The following is a 15,143-nucleotide window of genomic DNA, read 5'->3' as shown; positions in this document are numbered from 1 at the left end:
TTGCTCGCGATGAGGCCATAAGCCCCACCAAAAATCTCAGCAGTCATTGAGCTTGATCAGGCAGCTCATCCCCCGCCTTCGGCTCTTCACCCAACCGCCGCGGCATCACCACCTGCTGTGGATAAGTCTGCGCAAAGTGCACCGCCGGGTGGTTATCCACAAGCTTCTTCAACTGCTGGTTGAACGCTCGGCTCACCGCATACTGCCCACCCGACACGGTGCGGAACTGCGCCGTGAGCACCACGCCATTGAGGTCCATCTTGTCCACGCCGAACACATCCAGCGGCCCTTGCAGGTTGAACTTGAGGAACGGGTCTTCGGCGATCGAACGCCCGGCTTCGCGAATCAACTCGATGGCCTCGTCCACGTCGGTGTCGTAGGTGAACTGTACGGAGAAGAATGCAAAGGCGAATTGCCGGGACTGGTTGGTCACGGCCTTGATCTGGCCGAACGGCACCGAGTGCACGAACCCCTTGCCGTCGCGCAGGCGCAGGGTGCGGATGGTCAGGCCTTCGACGGTACCGGCGTGGCCCGAGCTGAGCACCACCCAATCGCCGATGGACAGCGTGTCTTCGATGATGATGAACAGCCCGGTGATCACGTCCTGCACCAGTTGCTGCGAGCCGAAACCGATCGCCAGCCCCACCACCCCGGCACCGGCCAGCAACGGCGCGACGTTGATACCCAGGTTGGCCATGGTGGTGATGGCGCAGATCACCACCAGGATGATTTTCGCCGCGTTACGCAACAGCGGCAGGATGGTCTTGACCCGGGTGCTGGGCTGGCGGGCCCCGCGCTTGTTCAGCGGCGGCTTCAAGGCTTCCTGGATCGCCGTGTCGAGCACCACCCACGTGAGCCAGGTCACCAGGAAGATCAGGCCGATGCGGCTCAAGGAATCGCTGATCGCCCGGCCTATGGCATTGCGCGAGGCGAACTCGAACAGGGAAATGCCCCAAATCCGTCCGAGGACTTCAATGAATACCACCGCCATGACGATCCGCAACAAGGCGTGCAACAAGCTCAACAGCCGCCCCTTGTAGGCGCTGTTGCGCTGGATGGCCTCGGCCTTGGGCGACTTGAAGACATGTTGGAACACCGTGCTGAGGAACACCGTGGCGATCAGCAGGATGGTGGTGAACAGCGCACAGCGCAGGGCTTTCTGGTTGTCCTCGCCGACACCGATCAGGCTCACCGCCGACACCAGCACCATCAGCAGGATCGGCCAGTACCAGAGCCCGGAAAAGATCCGCAGCGACTCCTGCAAGGCCGGCTGTTTCAAGCGCTGGGCCAGTGGGCGGTTGCGGATCAGGTGCGCCACCGGGCGGCGCATGTGGATCACCAGCCAGCCAAAGATCATCGATGCCGACAACCCGGTGAACACCGCGATGCTGCTGGTGATGTTGCCGCCCAGTTGCCGGGCGATCTGCGGGCTGGTGAGGGCATCGCTGAGGGCGGCGAGAAAGCCGATCATGAACAACGGTCGGGGAGCGAAACGCCGGATCATCGCCACCGCTCGGCGTTTGTGGCCGGCGTTGAACATCACGATCACGCACAGCAACACCGAGGTGGAAAAAATGCCGCTGCTGGTGGCGTAGGCGAAGCACAGCGCCAGGGCGCGACCGACCGAGACTTGCAGAAAGTGACTGACGTAGAGGGTCAGCGGCAGGCAGGCCACCGCCGGCAAGGTATAGGGCAGCAGATAACCGAGCAGGTCGTGTACGCGCTGGCGGGTACGCAACCAACGACGCCGACCGAGACGTCGCACCAGCAATCGCGCACCGGCCCATAGCAGCGCAAACGCTCCCAGCCACACGCCGGAGAGCAACAGGAAATCCCCTGCCACACGCCAGGACGAACGGGACGTCTGGTCTACCAGCCGGTCCACCTCATCCGCCGCCCGGTCCGCCCGCAGGCGCCAGGCATCCACCAGGCTCTGGTTGAGCTCGAGTTTGTCCTGGACGTCGTCGATGCTCGAACTGATGGCCCCCAATAAACCGCCCTGCACCAGCGGCGCGGGCTCGGCGGGTGGTTCATCGGGCTTGGCGGTGCCAGGGACGGCGGCGGTCCCGTAGGCGCTGGTGCCGGACAGGGCCAGCAGGAACATCAGCAATACAGTGCTCAATCGAGACAAAACGCGAGGCTCCTTCACACGGGATCGGTAAGGAACTGATCAATAACGGGCCGGCAAGTTCGCTCGAAGGGTCAATACACCCCCTGTGGCAGGGATTTATGTGGGAGCAAGGCTTGCCCGCGATGCAGGCGCTGCGGTCTTTCAGAGATCGAGGCGCCCCCATCGCGGGCAAGCCTTGCTCCCACACAACGGGGAACGCCCCTCCACCGCCGAGCACTCCATCGAAACTTTCCAGCACGCGCGGCGGTCATCAAAAGACACAGGCGGTACGAGGTCATTGGCACGGGAGGGATACATGACGGCGATCCACATTGGCATTTCCGGCTGGCGCTACACACCTTGGCGGGGGGATTTCTACCCCAAGGGACTGATCCAGAAACGGGAATTGCAATTCGCCTCGCGAGCGGTCAACAGTATCGAAATCAATGGATCGTTCTACGCCCTGCAACGCCCCGAACGGTATGCCCAGTGGTATGCCGAGACACCGCCCGGCTTCGTGTTCAGCGTCAAGGCCCCGCGTTTCATTACCCACATCAAGCGCCTGCGGGATATCCGCAAGCCTTTGGCCAACTTTTTCGCCTCGGGCGTGCTGGAACTCAAGGAGAAACTGGGGGCGATCCTCTGGCAGTTCCCGCCCAGCTTCAAATTCGACCCCGAGCTGTTCGAAGACTTCCTCAAGCAATTGCCCCACGACACCGAAGGCGCCGCCGCCCTGGCCCGCGAGCACGAGCCGCGCCTGGACGGCCACGCCAGCACCACGACTGACAAAAAGCGCCCACTGCGCCACGCCGTGGAAATCCGTCACGAAAGTTTTATCGACCCGCATTTCATCACGTTGCTCAAGCGTTACGACGTGGCCCTGGTGATCGCCGACACCGCCGGCAAGTGGCCCTATCGCGAAGACGTCACCAGCGATTTCGTCTACCTGCGCCTGCACGGTGCCGAGGAACTGTACGCCAGCGGCTACACCGACGAGGCATTGAAGCGCTGGGGCGACCGGATCGAGGCCTGGAGCCACGGCAAGCAGCCGAGCGACGCGCACCTGATCGACCCGGCCAAGAAACCACGGGCACGCAAAAGCCGGGAAGTGTTCTGCTATTTCGACAACGACATCAAAGTCCGCGCGCCCTACGACGCACGTCATTTGCTGGAACGCTTTCATCTGGACAAGGACCTGACCACCACGCCCGGCGAACGACCGGCCGAAGGGGTGTTGCCATGAACCGTCCGGAACACACCGAAGCGGCCCATGAGCCGACCCAACAACGGCCCCGGGACCTCGACCGGGTCAACCGTTTCACCGTGCTGACCGTCAACACCCACAAGGGCTTCACCGCCCTGAACCGGCGCTTCATCCTGCCGGAGCTGCGCGAAGCGGTGCGCAGTGTGTCCGCCGATGTGGTGTTTTTGCAGGAAGTCCACGGCACCCACGAGCACCATCCCCAGCGCTACAGCAACTGGCCGAGCATGCCGCAATACGAATTCCTCGCCGACACCCTCTGGCCGCAGTTCGCCTATGGGCGCAACGCGGTATACCCGGCGGGCGACCATGGCAATGCGCTGTTGTCGAAATTCCAGATCATCCGCCACGACAACCTGGATGTGTCCATCAGCGGCCATGAAAACCGCGGCATGCTCCACAGCGTGCTGCGCCTGCCAGGCGATGGACAGGATGTGCATGCCATCTGCGTCCACTTGGGGCTGCGCGAAGGTCATCGTGTCGAGCAACTCAAGCTGCTTTGCCAGCGCGTGAGCGAATTGCCGCCCGACGCACCGGTGATCGTCGCTGGCGACTTCAACGACTGGCGCGGCAAAGCCAGTGAACTGCTCGAGCCCTGCGGCCTGCGGGAAGTGTTCGCCGAACAGTGGGGCAAACCGGCCCGCAGTTTTCCGGCCCGCCTGCCAATCCTGCGCCTGGACCGCATCTACGTGCGCAACCTCAAGGCCCGTCATCCCAAGGTATTGAACGTACGGCCCTGGTCGCACCTTTCCGACCATGCACCGCTGTCGGTGGAGATCGAATTATGAGCGCGACGATGGACAAAGCGACCGTGGAACAGGTCGACACGACGCCCACCGAACGCAACCCGGCGCTGTCCGATATCGAATACGGCTGGCACGGCAACAATCGCGTCACGCTGCTGGAAAATGGCGAGGAGTATTTCCCCAGGGTCTTCGAGGCCATTCGCCGGGCCGAGACAGAAATCCTTCTTGAGACCTTCATTCTGTTCGAGGACAAGGTCGGCTACGAACTGCGGGACCTGCTGGTGGAAGCGGCCCAGCGTGGCGTGCGCATCACCGTCAGCCTCGATGGCTTCGGCTGCGGTGAGTTGACCACCGATTTCCTGGCCTCGTTGAGCGACGCCGGGGTGCGTTTGCAGATGTTCGACCCTGCGCCCCGGCACTTGGGGATCCGCACCAACTGGTTTCGCCGCCTGCACCGCAAGATTGTGGTGGTGGACGGGGTGATTGCGTTCATCGGCGGGATCAATTTTTCCGCCGACCACCTGGGGGATTTCGGCCCCGAGGCCAAGCAGGATTATTCCGTGGAAGTCAAAGGCCCGGCAGTGGTGGATATCCATCACTTCGCGCTGTTGCAGAGCGGCCGCCCCGCCCGGGCCAAATACTGGTGGCAACGCCGCCGCAGCCGTCGCAACGAGCTGGCGTTCAGCGACCATGACGGCCAGGTGCGCCTGGTCTACCGGGATAACCACGAGCATCAGACCGACATCGAAGAGGTCTACCTGCAAGTGCTGCGCAGCGCCCAGCGGCGGGTGGTGATCGCCAACGCCTATTTCTTCCCTGGCTACCGATTACTGCGCGAGATCCGCAACGCCGCCCGGCGCGGCGTGGAGGTGCGGCTGATCCTGCAAGGGCAGCCGGACATGATGATCGCCAAGCTCGCGGCGCGGATGCTCTACGACTATCTGCTCAAGGCTGGCGTGACAATCTATGAATATTGCGAGCGGCCGCTGCACGGCAAAGTGGCCCTGGTGGATGAGGACTGGAGCACCGTCGGTTCGAGCAACCTCGACCCGTTGAGCCTGTCGCTGAACCTGGAAGCCAACGTGCTGATCCGCGACCGGACGTTCAACCGCGAGCTGTTCGAACGCCTCGACCACCTGAGTCGCGAACACTGCACCGCCATGCCTGAAAACCATGCGCCGCGGGGCCTGCTGTGGCGCATGACCATCGGTTTCATGGTGTTCCACTTTTTGCGCCATTTCCCGGCCTGGGCCGGCTGGCTGCCGGCCCATAAACCGCGTCTGAAACCTTTTTCGCCGCCGACGGCGGTCCGGAGCGAACCCCATGAACCACTCTGAAGCGCACACCGCGCCGAGAGATGCCCATGCGCCGGAACAGGCCAAGCCCAAATCCCGCTGGAGCCGCTGGAAAAGACCGCTGACCCTGGCGTTTTTCCTGCTGCTGATCGTACTGTTCACGGCCTTGGCCCGGCGTATCGATTGGTCCGAAGTGTTGGCCACCCTGGCCGATTTCAAGGTGCGTACCTTGATCATCGCCGCCGCGCTGACCGTCACCAGCTTCATCACCTATGCCTGCTTCGATCTGATCGGACGCACCTACATCCGCCAGAAACTCGGTTGGCGGCAGATCTTGCCGGTGGGGGTGATCAGTTATGCCTTCAATCTCAACCTCAGCGCCTGGGTCGGTGGCATCGCCATGCGCTATCGGCTGTATTCGCGGCTGGGGGTCAGCAGTGGGAACATCGCCAAGATCCTCGGCCTGAGCCTGGCCACCAACTGGTTCGGCTACATGACCCTGGCCGGGGTGGTGTTCAGCAGCGGCCTGGTGACCATGCCACCGGGCTGGAAACTCAGCAGCGACGCGCTGCAAGGTGTCGGCGCGCTGTTGTTGCTGGTGAGCGCTGGTTATCTCGTGGCCTGTCGATTTTCCAAGCGTCGGGCCTGGACGATTCGCGGCATGGAAATCAACCTGCCGTCGCTGCGCATGGCGGTGCTGCAACTGGCGTTGGGTGCGCTGAACTGGTCGTTGATGGCGGCGGTGATCTTCACCTTGCTGCCCAGCAAACTGGATTACCCGGTGGTACTCGGGGTATTGCTGATCAGCAGCATCGCCGGGGTCATCACCCACATTCCGGCGGGGCTTGGGGTGTTGGAAGCGGTGTTCGTTGCCCTGCTGCAACATGAGGTATCGCGGGGCAGCCTGTTGGCGGGGCTGATCGCTTACCGGGCGATCTATTTCATCCTACCGTTGCTGATTACCGTGGTGATGTACCTGGTGATAGAGGCGAAGGCTAAGGCGTTGCGGGTCAAGCCCGGGCTCAAGTGATGGGTTGCCTGGACTGGCCCCATCGCGAGCAAGCTCGCTCCCACAGGGGATGTGCAGGGTTCGAAATATTGAGTTCACACAGGTCCATTGTGGGAGCGAGCTTGCTCGCGATGAGGCCCCCACAGACACCCCACGATCACCGCGCCTGGATAATGCTCAACCGCTCTCCCACCACCATTTCCGTGATCCAGTCCACCAGGATCGAGGTGTAAGCCTGCTGTGACACGGGGTCGCTCAAGGCATGGTCGGCGCCGTCGATGATCCGGTGCGTCAGCGAATGGGTCTGCTGGCACGCCGCCCGGTAGCTCATGATCGTGGCGTGGGGCACATAGGTATCGGTCTCCGATTCCACCAGCAACACATCGCCGGTGAACTGCGAGCACGCGTGCAAGGCGCGATTGGTGCCCGCGTGCACCAGGGTACTGCGGTAATCCAGCAGGTCAGTCTTGTCCAGGTCGCGCTTGGGCGTGTGCCATTGCTCGTCGCGGTACAGCGCCGGGACCCGCAGGGCCAGCCAGCGCACCGGGCGCAGCGACGTCAGGATCGAGGCCAGGTAACCGCCATAGCTGGTACCCACCACGGCAATCGCCGAGGTATCCAAGGCTGGGTGCGCGAGCAGGCGGTCGTATGCCGCCAACAGATCCCGCAAATTGTCCTCACGGGTGACCCGCGACAACGGGATACCCGCCCCGCCGGTGTGCCCGCGCAAGTCGAAGGTCAGGCACACGCAACCGAGGCCGGCGATGCCTTTGGCCCGTTCCAGGTCCCGCTCTTGACTGCCGCCCCAGCCGTGTACGAACAACACGCCTGGTACCTTCGATTTGGGACTCAGGAAGGTCCCATTCATATGCTCGTCATCAATTGCAATCTGGATCGTTTCGCTTCTAGCCGTCATAGGATTGAACCGTTACGTATTTGAGTAGGAAATCACCATTTTCCGCCGCGCCGCGATACACCTCTCTGGCGCCCGCTGGCAGCGGTTGGTCGAGGTAGGTCTCCACCGAGGACACTCGCACCGCGCTGGTTTCAGGCGTTTCGACGAACACCTGCAATGCCGCCAGTTCGGCGCTGCTGGCCCCGCCCATGCGCCACGACTGTTCCAGCACACCGCCACGGGGCTGGCCAGCGGCATCCAGTCCCTGGGCGATGTCGTAATTGCGCCGCGACGCGAAAAAGCTCGGGTAGGCCTGGTTGGCGGCGTCATCGAACACTTGCGCCAACCGCACCGCTTCGCGCACATCGTCGGGCAGTTCGAGCCTGAGCAACTCGATATAGCCGCCCTGCACCACCAGCAGGTCCGACCCGCCGTACACTTCCACCCCTTCGCTGTCATGGGTCAGGTGTTGCACGCCGCAATAGCTCAGGACCTGGCCGTTGATGAAGCTCTGGCCAACGCTCTGGGTCTTGACCTCGTTGAGGTGCTGTTCCAACACCACCCCTTCACCAAACAACGCCTGGGCGTCAGGCGCGGCGACGATTTCATCGAATTGCGCCAGGCTCTTGATCAGCCGTTGGCCGCGTCCGGCACAGGCATGGATCGGCTTGATGCGGATCGGCCCGGTGTAGAGCAAATGTTCGGCGGCCGGGCGGGCGTCCTTGAGCGAAAACACCGTCACGCCATCGAGCACTGCGCCTCGGGTGAGCTTGGCAAACAGCGGCGACCAGCCTTTGGGGGCCTCGGCGTCCTTATTCAACAGACCGTGGGTAATCGCCTTGGTGCAGATAAAATCATGCTCGACATAGCCACCCCACACATCCTCCGGCCCCTTCACCCCCAGGCGCATCAAGGCTTCTGTGCCGATCAGGGTTTGCGTGGGCAACAGATAAAGATCATGACCGGACTGGGGGTCATGACTGTCGCCGTACGCCCATCCCAGGATCTGTGCCAGCCACTGGGCCAGTGCACGGTTGGTCTCGACCTCATGGCGCGGCGCTTGTGGATTGACCGAATAGGCCACGACCCGTTTGTTGCGATTGACTGATGTCATGCGGTGCCCTTTTTCCTGCGCTCGATGGCTTTGGACAAGGGAGGTGCAGAGATCAGGCCAACGAGGTGAAGGGCGATGATGGTCAGCCAAGCGGGCGGATTGTGAGCAGTTGATAGCACCGAGCCTGTTTCATTCTGCACGACATACGGCCGGCATCTGGCAAATTGCACGATGGCGGGCTACATACGCAGCCCTCTGTGGCGAGGGGATTTATGTGGGAGCAAGGCTTGCCCGCGATGAAGGCGCTGCGGTCTTTCAGAAATCGAGGCGCCTGTTCGCGGGCAAGCCTTGCTCCCACATAAATCCCCCTCGCCACAAAGGAGTCACTGCTGCTTTGAAGAACCCGGCGGACTCACCCCAAACCTCGCCCGATAATCACTCGGCGCCAACCCGGTGATTTTCCTGAACGTCGCGCGAAAGGCACTGGGGTCCTGGTAGCCAACGGTCCAGGCAATGTGGTCGATGGTGCCATTGGTGAACTCCAGCATTTCCCGGGCCTTGCCAACCCGCAGGTGCTGGCAGTACTCGGTGGGCTTGAGCCCGGTGGCGGCACGGAACCGGCGCAGGAAGGTGCGCTCTTCCAGCCCGGCCCTTTCGGCCATCGCGCCGAGGGAAACCTCCACCGCACCGTTGCTTTGCAACCAATGCTGGACCTTGAGAATCGCCCCGTCGCCATGGCCAAGGATGGGCGCGAAGTTACTGCCGCACTGGCTCGCGCTGTCGCTGTGCTCGATCACCAGGAATTGCGCGGTGCGCGTGGCAATGCTGGGCCCGAGCAGGCGGTCCACCAGGCGCAGCCCCAGTTCCGACCAGGCCATCAGCCCGGCGGTGGTGATCAGGTCGCCGTCGTCGACAATCGGTTTGTCGGCGTTGAGCTTGATCTTCGGGTAACGGGCGGCGAAATCCTTGGCGGAGGTCCAATGGGTGGTGGCGCTGCGCCCATCGAGCAGGCCGCTTTCAGCCAACAGGATCGAGCCGACACACACACCGCCCAGCACGGTGCCGCCCGCATGCTGCGCACGCAACCAATCCATCAGCGTTGGCGAGGCCAGGTCGTCGTCGAAACCGGCGAGGGACGGCGGAATCAGCAACGCCACCAACGGGCCCGCCGGGCCGGTTTCGCTGTCGAACACCCGCCGCGGCGTCTCGCCGTTGTCGGTCTGCCAGTGACTGACCCGCAACCGTGGCAATGGTGCACTGGCGTGCTCGGCCGCGATCCGCTGGGCCACGGCGAACAGATCGGTCAAGCCATGCACCGCCGCCATTTGCGCGCCGGGGTAGATGAGCACCCCAAGCTCGGCGACTGCCCTTTGTTGCGCCATTGTCAGTTTTCCCTCGCTTATTGTCGTTGCGGCCAATCCTCGACCCGGCGGTAAACGCCAATACTGGCGCCCTACCCCACCTGATCAAGGAAGCCCTCATGTCCAAGCAAGCGCTCATCGTAGTCGATATCCAGAACGACTACTTCCCCCAGGGAAAATGGCCACTGGTCGGTGCCGACGCCGCCGCTGATAACGCCGTACGGTTGATCGAAGCCTTTCGCCAGGCTGGCAACAGCGTGGTGCACATCCGCCACGAATTCACCTCCGACGACGCGCCCTTCTTCTCCCCAGGCTCCGAAGGCGCACAATTGCACCCCAAAGTGCTCAACCGCGCCGACGAACCGGTGGTCCTCAAGCACTTCGTCAATGCGTTTCGCGAAACCGAACTGCAAGCCCTCCTCACCCAGCACGGCATCGAGCAACTGGTGGTGGTCGGCAGCATGAGCCACATGTGCGTCGATGGCGTGGTGCGGGCAGCGGCGGACCTGGGCTACGGCGTTACGGTGATCCACGATGCCTGCGCCACCCTCGATCTGGAATTCAACGGCGTCGTTGTACCGGCCGCCCAGGTGCACGCGGCGTTCATGGCGTCGCTGGGGTTTGCCTACGCGAGTGTGGTGAGCACCGAGCAATTTCTGACGACCAGCCGCTGAGGTGCAATCCCACCCCAATGGCCGGCAAAGGGAACCGCGCTTCGAGTACCAAAGCGCGGTTTTTATTTGCTTGCGATGACTGACGCTACTAGTCGTCGCTGGGCAATCACGATAAGAATGGCCGGGTATTTTTCCCAAGAGCCAGCCGCATGAAACGCAAACGCCCGCTGCGCCTGGTTGAATCTCCCTTCCTGACCGACACTGCGGCATCGGCGCCACGGCACCCATCTACGTGGGATTGCTCAAGCGAAGCATCCAGGCCGGGATACCTGGGTACCATGCTGTATGCCGTGGTGGTGTTGCTGGCATTGCCGGTCTACGGACTCGCCGTGCTATCGATGGAGCTGTTTCATGTCGGACAAGGCCTGTCGCCCATTCACACAAGCGTGATCGAAGATCCCCTGTTTTTAGTCCTCATGTTCATCAGCGCATTCGTCGCCGTCTGCATGCTCAACTGGCTCGCCTCCGGGCCTGAAGTGCTTGGCTTCTGCTTTGATGAGCGCCAGCAACGCCTGACCTTCACCCAACGCCGCCCCGCCCGACCAACCACCGAAGAATGCGTGCCGTACAGTGACATCCATTCCATCCGGCCTTACATAACGACCGCTTCCGCCAACGTTTGTCACTTTGAGGTGTGCTTCGCCGGAGCCAATGGCAAACCGATCGCACTGCGGTTTGGGGATGTAACGGTGCGGGACATGGCGTTCCATGCCGAGTGGTTGAGACGGTCGATTGGCGAGAGGATGCAGGAGGTATTGGATCTGGATTTGTGAGCTGAGGCAGGGAAACTCGTATGCACGGTTCCTAGGAGATATGAAAGCCTCCGATGCCCCTTGGATTTGCCCTCCCGAACTGGGAGGGCAAAGATTTCTCAGGTGATCAATGAAGTTCATGCTCCGCAATGTCGGCCAATTTTAAAGCCCAGCCGCTATGGCCGTTGATTCGCAGGGTTCTCGCGTCCGCTCCCTTTAAGGACACCTCGAGCTGCTCCCACGCCGGACAAAAATCCCCCGTTTTAGAGATCTTCAAATCAATGAAGTCCAGACCATATTCAATGGACCATCTGATCTCCAGGCTATTGCCGTTTTTCCAGCCATGACTGATGCCGTCATCTTCAAATAACACGCCGCTGGAGGTGCCTGAAGGTGCAGGAAAAATCACCAGCTCGCGACGTCGATCAAGCGAGGGATCGTTAAGCTTGTGGCACTCACCGGTCGCTATCGCAGCGCCCCCTCGCACTAACAATGGCAAACGTTCCAAAGGCGCATCCAGCGAAACGTACTGGCCGCCTTCGTACCAGTCACCGGTGTGCCAGTCGCACCATCCGGTCGTGTTCAGGGGTAGCCACACCTCGCGCTCGCGTGCGCCCTCCTCTACAACGCTGGCGACGAGAACGTCTCGACCCAGAAGGAACTCGTCGTTTTCCTTGAACGTTTGAAGGTCGTGCTCGTGGTCAAGAAACGTAGGTCGCAAAATGGGCTCATCTTCGTGACTGGCTTGCCACAGCAAGGTATAGAAATAAGGCATCAACCTATATCTGAGGCCAATAGCGTCACGGACCGCATCGGTGACCGTTGGATGCATCCATGGCTCATTGACGGTGCCATCGTCGTTCCAGGAGTGAATGGTGAAGCGCGGGTGCATCACACCATTCTGGACCCAACGGACAAACAGCTCGGGATCCGGTTTATTACCGGAGAACCCACCCACGTCGTGCCCCACGTTGTACAACCCCGACAGGCTCATGCCCAGGCCCATGCGGGTGTTGTAGCGAAGAGTTTTCCAGTTGGTTCGGTTATCACCGCTCCAGGTCTGAACATAGCGCTGCATGCCAGCGCAACCTGAGCGTGAGATGAGGTAGGGCCGCTCTGACGGGCAGAAGCGCTGTTGGGCCTCTAAAGACGCTCTCATCATCAGCAATGCCATGACGGGCCGGATATGTTTGATTGCTATCTCGCGCCCAAAGCCTTGGCAGCGCGCCTCGCCGTCCCACACTTCGAATTCATTGTTATCGTTCCATGTAGATTCAATGCCCAGTTCCAAAAGCTGTGACGTGACATTTGACTGCCACCAACTGACAGCGTCCGGGTTGGTGAAGTCCAGATGAGAGCCCTCATCGTCCCAGAAGACCGACCGCTCTGGCCTGTCGTGTTCAGAGTCGGTAATGAACATCTTTTGCTTGGCCACCTCGGCGTAGCGCGGGTGGTCCTGCAGCAGACAAGGCTTTATGTTGGCAATCAGTCTGACGCCGGCCTCTCGGTAGGCCTGGGCCAGCGCCTTGGGGTCCGGGACTTTTTCATGGTTCCAGTTGAACACATAGCGCTTTTCGCCAATGGAGGTGTACCCGGATGACAGTTGAAAAGAGTCACAAGGAATATCGTGCTGACGGCACAGATCAAGAAACTCCAGCAACTGTTCCTGAGCATTTTCGGCGTCGGTGTAATGCATGGTTGAGCCGCTGTAGCCCAGGCTCCATTTAGGCAGAAACAAGGTGCGTCCGGTCAGACGAACGAAAGCCTTCGTCACATCCAGTATGCGCGGGCCTGCAAGTACCCAGTAATCGAGGTCGCCGGCCTCCGCTTTGTACCGACGATAGGGCCGGTGATAGTTATCCAGCTCGTTACCCAGATCAAACAGGCTGGTGTTCAGGTTGTCATAAAACATCCCGAAGCTGGCGTGTTCCTGGTGCGTGATGACAAAGGGAATATGCTTGTACAGCGGGTCGGTGCTCGCAGCGTCATATCCCATTGCGTCCAGGTTACGCATTTCAAAACGTCTGCCGGTGCGGTTCAGATCGCCGGTTTTTTCGCCGAGCCCGTAGTAGCGATGTTCAGGCGCGCGAAGCTGGTAGTGCTCCAGGCCTTCACCATGAGCGTCAAGCGAATAGGCACCGGTGGGCCGATCCGAGACCAACGGCCTCCAGGCCTGGCCATCATGGTATTCCCACTGTAACCACAGCGGCTGATGCACAGTGATGCGTAGTTTTTGGGTGGTGAGCACCAACCGGTCCTGAAGCGTTTCGACCCGGTACGCGGGCAAAGAGAAATCCGCTACCGACTCGCGGGCCCGGCCCTGCCAGGCGACGTCCTCCCGGGGCGCAATGCTCCAGGTCCGATCCAGTGCCAACGCGCCTGCACGCATAAGCAGAACACGCGCCAAACCGTCTTCAAGGATATAGATTCGAAATAGATGCCGGCCCTCAACCAGCAGCTCGATGTAGCCTTTTTCCTGGGCCTGTAACGTCCAGACTTTAAGTGACTTCATTGTGCACGCACCGCTTTAGGTTTGGACGCTCTGTCTGCGATAAACAAAATCATGAAAAACGCACCTATAAAATCAAAGAGCCCCATTGCAATGAACAATGGGTTGAATCCTATTTTGTCCACGCTGACACCGATGATCAGCGAGAAAATAAAGCTGGCAATCCACGCGCATGAGCCTCGCATTCCGTTCACAGTCGCCAACTCATCCCGATCGAACGTTTCGACGACCAGTGCACTTAACATGCAGGAAATAATCTGGTGGCCAAAACCGCCGACTGAAATAAGCGCAATCGCAACATAAGGGTCTTGCACCTGTGTCATCACGGCTAACGAAAACATCAGGAACGCGCCGGTGATTGAACTGGCGACGATCGAGTTCACCCGGGTGCATTTGAAAAAACGATGGTAAGCGCGTGATAGATAACCGCTGGCGATACTGCCCAGATCCGCCGCCAGAAACGGAACCCAGGCAAACAGTACGATTTGCTTAAGGTCCATTCCTCTTTCGTTGGCCAGATACAGCGGCACCCAAAAACTCATGACGGCCCATGCTGGTTCTGCCATGAAGGCGGGAAGCGCGATACCGTAAAATCGCTTGTCCCGGCCAATCTTTTTCAACGCTTTAAAAAACGGCATCTGCTGGCCGATTTTTTCGCCGTCTTGCTGGATATGTTTCAACTCATTGGGCGACAAGCGCGGGTGGATATTGGGGGCGTGGTAGAGCCATCCCCAGACGGCAGCCCATACCAGTCCGATCCCCCCGGAGATTAGAAATGCGCCCTGCCAGCCCAGCGATACATGAGCCAGATAGATGATGGGAGGGGCGAGCATCGCCCCCAAAGAAAAGCCAACCCCCGCCCAGCCCGCGGCGATAGGTCGTTCTTTTTTTGGAAACCAGTCCCCTATCGCCTTGGCATTGGCGGGTGTAGCCGCTGCCTCCGAAGCGCCCATAAAAAAACGCAGAATCGCCAGATGCACCCAACTCGCAGCCCCAGCATGAAGAAGGCACATCACTGACCATACGACGGCGCATATCACGAAGCCGAGCTTGAGCCCGATCGCATCGATCAACCACCCGCAGATGGGTTGGAAAACCGTATAAGCCAGTTGGAAAGAGGCGACCACCCACGAGTATTGTTCAGTCGACATGCTGAACGTGGTTTTCAGTTCCGGGGCCAAGATGCCTAATGAGTTGCGGGTTATATAGTTGACAGTGACGCCGAGCAAAAACAGGGAAAGCATCCACCAACGCAGATGCGGGATGAATTTTAGCTTGGCCGAAAGTCGAGCATTGCGTTCGATATCGATAGTCATCAAGTCTTCGCCTGTCACCGGATTTTCCGGCGTTTTGTTTTTATTTGAGGCTTGACGCTATGGCACCTGCTCATGATTCGTACAGAAGCAAGCGTGTATAAATTTACATTCTCCTCCACCACAGCCAAGTAGAAATCCAAGGACGCTAGGATTGGTGGCCC

12 protein-coding genes are annotated in these 15,143 nt (G+C 60.4%); 6 read left to right on the top strand and 6 right to left on the bottom strand.

Annotated elements, in window-relative coordinates:
* Positions 1-43: 43 nt before the first annotated feature.
* A complete protein-coding gene (locus tag AB4N80_RS08640) occupies positions 44-2,131 on the bottom strand; it encodes a mechanosensitive ion channel family protein (protein ID WP_305481970.1) in 2,088 nt (695 codons plus the stop codon).
* A gap of 295 nt (positions 2,132-2,426) precedes the next feature.
* Here AB4N80_RS08640 and AB4N80_RS08635 point away from each other — a divergent pair, with 295 nt between their 5' ends.
* The 4 genes from AB4N80_RS08635 to AB4N80_RS08620 are packed head-to-tail and all read left to right on the top strand — an operon-like array spanning position 2,427 to position 6,442.
* Positions 2,427-3,353 (top strand): DUF72 domain-containing protein, encoded by a 927-nt coding sequence (locus tag AB4N80_RS08635; protein ID WP_354339369.1) that lies wholly within the window; start codon positions 2,427-2,429, stop codon positions 3,351-3,353.
* Complete coding sequence (locus tag AB4N80_RS08630; protein WP_122566161.1) at positions 3,350-4,159, top strand: endonuclease/exonuclease/phosphatase family protein; 810 nt, start codon at positions 3,350-3,352, stop codon at positions 4,157-4,159. Before AB4N80_RS08635 ends, AB4N80_RS08630 begins: the two co-directional genes overlap by 4 nt.
* On the top strand, positions 4,156-5,454 hold the full coding sequence (clsB, locus tag AB4N80_RS08625) for a cardiolipin synthase ClsB (protein WP_354339368.1): 1,299 nt from the start codon (positions 4,156-4,158) through the stop codon (positions 5,452-5,454). The genes AB4N80_RS08630 and clsB overlap by 4 nt, the downstream gene beginning before the upstream one ends.
* Positions 5,441-6,442: a lysylphosphatidylglycerol synthase domain-containing protein gene (locus AB4N80_RS08620; RefSeq protein ID WP_122566159.1), complete on the top strand. Its 1,002-nt coding sequence runs from the start codon at positions 5,441-5,443 to the stop codon at positions 6,440-6,442. The genes clsB and AB4N80_RS08620 overlap by 14 nt, the downstream gene beginning before the upstream one ends.
* A gap of 136 nt (positions 6,443-6,578) precedes the next feature.
* Here AB4N80_RS08620 and AB4N80_RS08615 read toward each other — a convergent pair whose 3' ends face one another.
* From AB4N80_RS08615 to AB4N80_RS08605, 3 genes are all read right to left on the bottom strand, one after another.
* On the bottom strand, positions 6,579-7,337 hold the full coding sequence (locus AB4N80_RS08615) for an alpha/beta hydrolase family protein (protein WP_122566158.1): 759 nt from the start codon (positions 7,335-7,337) through the stop codon (positions 6,579-6,581).
* The gene (locus tag AB4N80_RS08610) at positions 7,327-8,430 is read right to left on the bottom strand and encodes a DUF3182 family protein (protein WP_354339364.1); all 1,104 of its coding nucleotides are present in this window, start codon (positions 8,428-8,430) and stop codon (positions 7,327-7,329) included. The genes AB4N80_RS08615 and AB4N80_RS08610 overlap by 11 nt, the downstream gene beginning before the upstream one ends.
* Before the next feature lie 323 nt (positions 8,431-8,753).
* Positions 8,754-9,752: a GlxA family transcriptional regulator gene (locus tag AB4N80_RS08605; RefSeq protein ID WP_122566156.1), complete on the bottom strand. Its 999-nt coding sequence runs from the start codon at positions 9,750-9,752 to the stop codon at positions 8,754-8,756.
* A 98-nt stretch (positions 9,753-9,850) separates the two neighbouring features.
* On the opposite strand from AB4N80_RS08605, the gene AB4N80_RS08600 reads away from it, so the two are divergent.
* Positions 9,851-10,405, top strand: a complete 555-nt coding sequence (locus AB4N80_RS08600) for a cysteine hydrolase family protein (protein ID WP_122566155.1) — start codon at positions 9,851-9,853, stop codon at positions 10,403-10,405.
* A gap of 149 nt (positions 10,406-10,554) precedes the next feature.
* Positions 10,555-11,178, top strand: coding sequence for a hypothetical protein (locus AB4N80_RS08595; protein ID WP_305481975.1), 624 nt, complete (start codon positions 10,555-10,557; stop codon positions 11,176-11,178).
* A 106-nt stretch (positions 11,179-11,284) separates the two neighbouring features.
* Here AB4N80_RS08595 and AB4N80_RS08590 read toward each other — a convergent pair whose 3' ends face one another.
* The gene (locus AB4N80_RS08590; RefSeq protein WP_460081502.1) at positions 11,285-13,669 is read right to left on the bottom strand and encodes a glycoside hydrolase family 31 protein; all 2,385 of its coding nucleotides are present in this window, start codon (positions 13,667-13,669) and stop codon (positions 11,285-11,287) included.
* On the bottom strand, positions 13,666-14,982 hold the full coding sequence (locus AB4N80_RS08585; protein WP_122566152.1) for an MFS transporter: 1,317 nt from the start codon (positions 14,980-14,982) through the stop codon (positions 13,666-13,668). Before AB4N80_RS08585 ends, AB4N80_RS08590 begins: the two co-directional genes overlap by 4 nt.
* Positions 14,983-15,143: the final 161 nt, after the last annotated feature.

This window comes from Pseudomonas sp. H3_A02, assembly GCF_054671965.1.
Note: the sequence above shows the minus strand (reverse complement) of the source record. Positions and strands in the feature narration are given on the sequence as shown.

Excerpts from the sequence above, each read along its gene's own strand:
- AB4N80_RS08635 (WP_354339369.1), top strand. The coding sequence starts at position 2,427 with ATGACGGCGATCCACATTGGCATTTCCGGCTGGCGCTACACACCTTGG.
- AB4N80_RS08600 (WP_122566155.1), top strand. The coding sequence starts at position 9,851 with ATGTCCAAGCAAGCGCTCATCGTAGTCGATATCCAGAACGACTACTTC.
- AB4N80_RS08615 (WP_122566158.1), bottom strand. The coding sequence starts at position 7,337 with ATGACGGCTAGAAGCGAAACGATCCAGATTGCAATTGATGACGAGCAT.
- AB4N80_RS08610 (WP_354339364.1), bottom strand. The coding sequence starts at position 8,430 with ATGACATCAGTCAATCGCAACAAACGGGTCGTGGCCTATTCGGTCAAT.
- AB4N80_RS08630 (WP_122566161.1), top strand. The coding sequence starts at position 3,350 with ATGAACCGTCCGGAACACACCGAAGCGGCCCATGAGCCGACCCAACAA.
- AB4N80_RS08585 (WP_122566152.1), bottom strand. The coding sequence starts at position 14,982 with ATGACTATCGATATCGAACGCAATGCTCGACTTTCGGCCAAGCTAAAA.
- AB4N80_RS08590 (WP_460081502.1), bottom strand. The coding sequence starts at position 13,669 with ATGAAGTCACTTAAAGTCTGGACGTTACAGGCCCAGGAAAAAGGCTAC.
- clsB (WP_354339368.1), top strand. The coding sequence starts at position 4,156 with ATGAGCGCGACGATGGACAAAGCGACCGTGGAACAGGTCGACACGACG.
- AB4N80_RS08620 (WP_122566159.1), top strand. The coding sequence starts at position 5,441 with ATGAACCACTCTGAAGCGCACACCGCGCCGAGAGATGCCCATGCGCCG.
- AB4N80_RS08605 (WP_122566156.1), bottom strand. The coding sequence starts at position 9,752 with ATGGCGCAACAAAGGGCAGTCGCCGAGCTTGGGGTGCTCATCTACCCC.
- AB4N80_RS08595 (WP_305481975.1), top strand. The coding sequence starts at position 10,555 with ATGAAACGCAAACGCCCGCTGCGCCTGGTTGAATCTCCCTTCCTGACC.